Source organism: Streptomyces sp. MUM 203J, assembly GCF_022414595.1.
Taxonomy (GTDB): Bacteria; Actinomycetota; Actinomycetes; order Streptomycetales; family Streptomycetaceae; genus Streptomyces.
In genome coordinates this window covers 25,802-31,912 of sequence record NZ_JADWYO010000071.1, presented here as the reverse complement: position 1 = coordinate 31,912, position 6,111 = coordinate 25,802, and the positions used below count along the sequence as shown (strand labels likewise).

6 protein-coding genes and 1 pseudogene are annotated in these 6,111 nt (G+C 75.4%); 5 read left to right on the top strand and 2 right to left on the bottom strand.

Translation table 11 applies throughout. The annotated features are described in order from the left end of the window. Window positions 1–361, top strand: a pseudogene (locus I3F58_RS25765) (pyridoxal phosphate-dependent aminotransferase); the annotation flags it as partial. A 49-nt stretch (window positions 362–410) separates the two neighbouring features. Here the strand turns inward: I3F58_RS25765 and I3F58_RS25760 are convergent. Together I3F58_RS25760 and I3F58_RS25755 are read right to left on the bottom strand one after the other, a co-directional pair. Next, window positions 411–1,064 (bottom strand): DedA family protein, encoded by a 654-nt coding sequence (locus tag I3F58_RS25760; RefSeq protein ID WP_240111090.1) that lies wholly within the window; start codon window positions 1,062–1,064, stop codon window positions 411–413. 26 nt (window positions 1,065–1,090) lie between these two features. After that, the gene (locus tag I3F58_RS25755; RefSeq protein ID WP_240111087.1) at window positions 1,091–1,870 is read right to left on the bottom strand and encodes an MBL fold metallo-hydrolase; all 780 of its coding nucleotides are present in this window, start codon (window positions 1,868–1,870) and stop codon (window positions 1,091–1,093) included. Window positions 1,871–1,982: 112 nt separating this feature from the next. Here I3F58_RS25755 and I3F58_RS25750 point away from each other — a divergent pair, with 112 nt between their 5' ends. The 4 genes from I3F58_RS25750 to I3F58_RS25735 all read left to right on the top strand — a co-directional run bounded on the left by I3F58_RS25750 (window position 1,983) and on the right by I3F58_RS25735 (window position 6,086). Then, window positions 1,983–2,387: a hypothetical protein gene (locus tag I3F58_RS25750; protein ID WP_240111086.1), complete on the top strand. Its 405-nt coding sequence runs from the start codon at window positions 1,983–1,985 to the stop codon at window positions 2,385–2,387. A gap of 114 nt (window positions 2,388–2,501) precedes the next feature. After that, window positions 2,502–4,658, top strand: coding sequence for a phage holin family protein (locus I3F58_RS25745; RefSeq protein WP_240111085.1), 2,157 nt, complete (start codon window positions 2,502–2,504; stop codon window positions 4,656–4,658). 1 nt (window position 4,659) lies between these two features. Next, window positions 4,660–5,043: a hypothetical protein gene (locus I3F58_RS25740; RefSeq protein ID WP_374208038.1), complete on the top strand. Its 384-nt coding sequence runs from the start codon at window positions 4,660–4,662 to the stop codon at window positions 5,041–5,043. Then, entirely contained in the window at window positions 4,983–6,086 is a 1,104-nt protein-coding gene (locus tag I3F58_RS25735) for a DNA alkylation repair protein (protein WP_240111084.1), read from the top strand. The genes I3F58_RS25740 and I3F58_RS25735 overlap by 61 nt, the downstream gene beginning before the upstream one ends. The last annotated feature ends 25 nt before the right edge of the window (window positions 6,087–6,111 follow it).

The following is a 6,111-nucleotide window of genomic DNA, read 5'->3' as shown; positions in this document are numbered from 1 at the left end:
TCGACCGGATCATGTCCATGGTCTCGGTGCCCCGCATCCCCGCTTCCTGGCTGCGGGCCCTGCGGGCCGCCACCTGTACGCCGACCTCGATCCGCTGCGTGACCGGCTGGCACGGCGCGGGGTCACCGACTCCATCGCGCTGGAGGAGTACCTGAGCGGGCACCTGGCCGCGGTCGTGCCCGGCGGCCATCGCTTCGGCGACGAACTGGGCGCCCTGCGCGCCCGCCTGGCCACGGGCCCCTTCCTGGGCGCGAGCCGCGAGGACCGCCGCGAGGCGCTGGGCGCCGAGGACCCGCTCGCCGTGCCCGCGGTGGCCCGGGCGCTGGACCGCCTGGCCGAGGTCCTCCGGGACCTGCCGTGACCGGGGGCTCAGCCCCCGGCCCCGGATCACGCCCCCGCGGAGCTCGTCCTCACGCTCCCCCGGAGGGGGCACCCCCGGACGGGCTCGACCTGCCCCCTCCCCGCACCCTTCGCCACACCCCCGGCACCGCACTGATCAGCACCGTCAGCGCCACCACCGCCACGATCCCCTGCCACGGGCTCGGGAAGAGGGAGCCGCCCGCCACGCCGAGCAGCTGGTACGTCGCCGTCCATGCCAGCACCGCCGGAATGTCCCCGTACAGGAACGTCCGCAGCGGCATCCGCCCCAGCAGGCACGCCAGCATCACCGGGATCCGCCCCGCCGGCAGCAGCCGTGACACGACCAGCACCGGCACCCGGTGCTCCCGCAGCCGCGTCTGCGCCCACGCCAGCCGCTCCGGCGCCGCCCGTGCCCGCAGCGTGTCCAGCCACCGCGACCCGTTCCGCGATCCGACCCCCCGCTGGCCCAGCCAGTACAGCGCCACGTCCCCGCACAGCGCCGCCCCCGCCGCCACCACGAACACCAGCAGCAGCGCGAACGGCGCGGTCTGGTGGTACGCCACCACCGCGGCCGAGCCGACGATCGCCCCGGTCGGCAGCACGGGCACCAGCGCCCCCAGCGCCACCAGCAGGAACAGCGACGGATAGCCCACCGCCCGCTGTGTCTCCTCCGGCGGCAGGCCGCCGAGGACGGCCGCCGTCATCGCCCCGTACGCCCCGAACCCGAGGATCACCCGGTCACCCCGGGCCGGACGCTCTCCCCGTGCCGCAGCAGATGCACCGCCACATCCGGCGCCGCCCGCGCCGCCAGCCGGACGAACTCGCCGCCCGGCGCGTGGAACTCGTGCGGCCGTACCGCGTCCATCCCGATCGGCCAGTACGTCCCGTAGTGCACCGGCACCGCCGCGCGCGGCGCCAGCGCGGCCAGTGCCCGCGCCGCACGCCCCGCGTCGAGATGGCCGTGGCCCAGGAACGGGCCCCAGCCGCCCACCGGCAGCAGCGCCACATCGATCTCGCCCACCGCCGCGGCCATCCCGTCGAACAGCCCCGTGTCCCCCGCGAAGTACGTCCGTGCCGTGCCCTGCACGACATACCCGAGCGCGGGGGAGCGGTGCGGGCCCAGCGGCAGCCGCCGCCCGTCATGGGCCGCCGGGACCGCCCGGATCACCACCCCGCCCGTCTTCACCTCGTCGCCCGCACCCAGCTCCACGAGCCGCGCCCCTCCCGGCCGCTCCGCCAGCCGCCGAAGGCCCGGCACCGCGCGCGGGGCGCCGCGCGGCACGACCAGCAGCGTGCCGGGCGCCAGCCGGGCCAATGACGGCAGGTGCAGATGGTCCGCGTGCAGATGGGAGACCAGCACCACGTCCGCGCGCGCCGCCTCGGGCGGCGGCAGGGCCCCGCGCCGCCGCCGCAGATGCGCCAGCCGGGAAGCGAACAGCGGGTCGGTGAGCACGCGCACGCCGGAGTCCTCCACCGTGCAGGTGGCGTGTCCCCACCAGGTGACCTCCATCAGGCCGCTCCCTTGCCCCGCTGCTCTGCGCCGCCCTGCCCCGCTCTGCCGTCGTCTACGAGCCTAGGCCCAAGGGTCCTCGGAAGGCGTCCGTCCGGAGTAGGGTCGGCCCATGGAGGACGTACGCGTGGCGACGATCGCCAGCCTCACGCCGCTGGAAGAACTCGACGCCGACCCCTTCCTGGTGGACACCCGGAGTCAGCACGCCATGTGCGAGAGATGGGCGGCCGACAAGGGCTACGTCGTCATCCGGCAGCTGCTGTTCTACGGGCTGCCGCCCGACCACCGGATGCTGTGGGCCGATGTCGAGGCCGGTGCCGTCGATCTGTTCGTGGCCCCCAACGCGCGCGTGCTGGAGCGGGCGGTGACCTCCGCGCGGGAGTTCTCCGCCGAGTGCGAGCGCCGGGGCGTGCGGCTGGAGACCGCCGGACTGGACGAGCCCGCCTACGACGCGACGAAGAAGGCGTACGTGCACCGGCGCCTCTCGATGCCGACGGCGGGGTACGACGGCTGCTGAACCGAGCCCGTCCGGCCGCCGCGGACGAGCCCCGGGCGCCTCGCGCGGGGACGTCCTCCGGGCGCGATAGTGGGGGCCGGGAGTGAAGCCCCCGGTCCCGGTGAGGAGGCGGCATTGGCGGCGGCTCACGAAGCGCACTGGCGGAGGATCGGCGGCGGTGTGCTGCGCGTCATCGTGGTCTGGGCCGTCTCGACACTCACCCTGCTCGCCCTCGCCGGGATCCTGCCCGACTTCCAGCTCCAGTCCGACGACGGCGACAGCATCACCCGTACGGCCGTCACCGCCGTCTGGGGCGCGGGCGCCTTCGGGCTGCTGAGCGCGCTCGTCTGGCCGCTCGTCGTCCGGGCCCTGCTGCTGGTGCCCGCACTGGTGCTGGGCCTGCTGGTGTTCTTCCTGAACGGCTCGCTGCTGCTGGTCGCCCTCTGGCTGATCCCGGACGGGCGCGGCGAGGCCGAGCCGGAGAGCGCCGTCATCGTCGCGGCCGTCATGTCCGCCGTGGCCTCCGCGACCTCCACCGCCCTGGCCGTACGGGACGACAACGCCTACCGGCGACGGCTCTACCGGCTGGCCGGGCGCCGCCACGCGCGCGTGGAGCGGGACCCGGGCGGCCCGCCCGGCACGGTCTTCCTCCAGCTCGACGGCGTCGGCCACGACACGCTGCGGACCGCGCTCGCCGCCGGGCTCATGCCGACCGTGGCCGAGTGGGCCGCCACCACCCACCGGCTCACCCCGTGGCGCACCGACTGGTCCAGCCAGACCGGCGCCAGCCAGCTCGCCCTCCTGCACGGCACCAACCACGACGTGCCCGCATTCCGCTGGTACGAGAAGGACACCGGGCGGCTCATGGTCAGCAACCGGCCCGCGAGCGCCGTCGAACTCCAGCGCCGCGCCGCCGAACGCACCGGCGACCCGGGTCTGCTCGCCGGGGGCGGCGCCAGCCGCGGCAACCTGTTCGGCGGCGGCGCCGAACAGCTCGCCCTGGTCCTGTCCGTGTCCGCACGCCGCGGCCCCGGCACCCGCTCCCGCGCCGGATACTTCGCGTACTTCCGCGACCCCGCCAACGCCACCCGCACCGCCGTCTCGTACGCGGCCGAGGTCGTCCGGGAGATCGGCCAGTCCGTCCGTGCCCGGCTTCGGGGCGACACCCCCCGCGTGCCGCGCGGCGGCCTCTATCCGTTCGTCCGCGCCTTCGCCACCGTCGTCGAACGGGACGTGGTGGTCGCCGCCGTCATGGGCGACGTCCTGGCCGGGCGCCGCGCCGTGTACGCCGACTTCGTGGCGTACGACGAGGTCGCCCACCACTCGGGCCCGCACAGCCGTGACGCGTTCCGGGTGCTGGAGCGGATCGACCGCTGCGTCGCACTCATCGCCAGGGCCGCCGAGCACGCCCCCCGCCCCTACCGGATCGTGCTCCTCTCCGACCACGGCCAGAGCCCCGGCGAAACCTTCGAGTCCGCGTACGGGCTGACGCTCCGCGATCTCGTACGGGTCTGCTGCGGCCTGCCGGTCCCGCGCCGCGCCCGGCACAGCCCCAGCGGTGCCGAGGCCCGGGGCGCCCTGCGCAGCGCCCTGCACCGGCCGGACGGCCTGGAGGAGGGCGAGCGGCCCGGCGGGCGCCCGGCGCGCGGCGCGGAGCCGGTCGTGCTGGCCTCCGGCAACCTGGGCCTGATCGCGTTCCCCGACGCGCCGCACCGGATGTCCCGCGAGGAGATCGACCGCCGTCATCCCGCCCTGCTGCCCACCCTGGCCGGGCACCCCGGCATCGGCTTCCTGCTGGTACGCAGCGAGCGGTACGGCTCCGTGGTGCTGGCGCCCGGCGGCTTCGAGGCGGCCGTCGACGACCTCACCGACACGTCGGGGCCGCTGGCCGTGTTCGGCCCAGGCACCGCCGAGGCCGTCCGGCGTACCGACTCCTTCCCGCACGTCGCGGACATCATGGTCAACTCGATGTACGACCCGAAGACCGGATGCGTGCACGCCTTCGAGGATCAGATCGGCTCGCACGGCGGCCTGGGCGGCGAGCAGGCGCGGCCGTTCCTGCTGTGGCCCGCCGGGCTCACCCCGCCGGTCGCGGACGGCATGCCGCTGACCGGCGCGGAGGCCCTGCACCGGGTGCTGCGCCGCTGGCTGCGGGAGGCCGGACCCGAAGAACCCGATGAACCCGACGACGTCGACGCGCCCGCTGCACAGGAACGGGAACCACGGCCGGATGTGCGACCCGGCGCAGCACTTCCGGTCGTCGACGGTCTCGCGCCGGACAAGAACAGCTGACGTGGCGGCGACTTCTCCCGCCGCGCAGGTCTGCCTCCTGCCGTCGGGAGGGGGCGACCGGGTGCACCGGCCGCGCCTGCTCCGGGACATGGTGCTCGCGCTGACCGCCCTCGGCTTCGCGCTGTGGCTGGTCGCCGGGGCCGGGTACGCGGCGGTGTACCGGGGCGTGCTGTTCCTGCTCGCAGGCGTGCCGGTGTACGCGTGGCGGGCGACGTCGAGGGGACGGGGCACGGCGGAGTCCGAGCCGGTGGGCCAGATCCGAACCATCATGCGAACGGGTGTGCGAATATGGGCCCGGGAGACGTGCCAGCCGAAGGAGACACCGTGCCCCTGGCCGAACAACTGCTCGGTGCCGACACCGTCGCCGCACTCGCGGACCGCCTGACGGCCGCCCTGGGCGGCGGCCGTTCCGCCGGGGCGACCCGCAGGGCCGCGGTCGCCCTCGACGGGCTCGGCTTCAGCGCCCGCGTCGCCGCCGTCCGCGACGCGGTACTCGAGGACCTGCCGGACCGGTACCGGGAGACGGAGCGGGTGCTGCGGGCGGCCCTGGAGGACCCGGAGTTCACCGGGTGGATGACCTTCCCGGTGAACGAGGCGGTCGCCGTACGGGGAACGGCCGCCCCGGACGCCTTCGAGCCCGCGCTGGAGCTGCTGGCCGCGCTCACCCCGCGGCTCACCGCCGAGAGCGCCGTGCGCCCGTTCCTGCGGTCCGACCTCCGGCGTGCCCTGCGACTGATGACGCCCTGGACCGGACACGCCGACGAGCACGTACGGCGGCTGGTCAGCGAGGGCACCCGCCCCCGGCTGCCATGGGCGCCCCGGCTCACCGAGCTGGTCACCGACCCGTCCCCCGCGCTGCCGCTGCTGGACGCGCTGCACCGCGACCCGTCCGATTACGTGAGGCGCTCCGTGGCCAACCACCTCAACGACATCAGCCGGGACCACCCCGCCGTCGCCGTGGCCACCGCCGCTCGCTGGCTCCGCCAGGACGGGACCACCGAACGGCTGGTCCGGCGCGGCCTGCGCACGCTCGTCAAAGCCGGCGACCCGCGCGCCCTGACCCTGCTCGGCCACAGCCCCGACGCGCCCGTCGACGTCACCGGCCCCGCCCTGCACAGCACCGAGATCCGCATCGGCGACCAACTGGTGTTCGACTGTGCGGTCACCAACACCGGTGACCGGCCCACCTCCGTGGTCGTCGACTACGTCGTCCACCACATGAAGGCGAACGGCACCCGCACCCCCAAGGTCTTCAAGCTCACCACCCGCGCCCTCGCCCCCGGCGAGCGCTGGACGGCCACCCGCCGCCACTCCTTCCGCCCGATCACCACCCGCCGCTACCACGAGGGCGTCCACCTCGTGCGCCTCCAGGTGAACGGGGTGCCGCGCGGCGAGGAAGTGCCGTTCCTGCTGAAGCCCGGTCCCTAGGCTGTCGTCACCCGGCTCGTCGTCA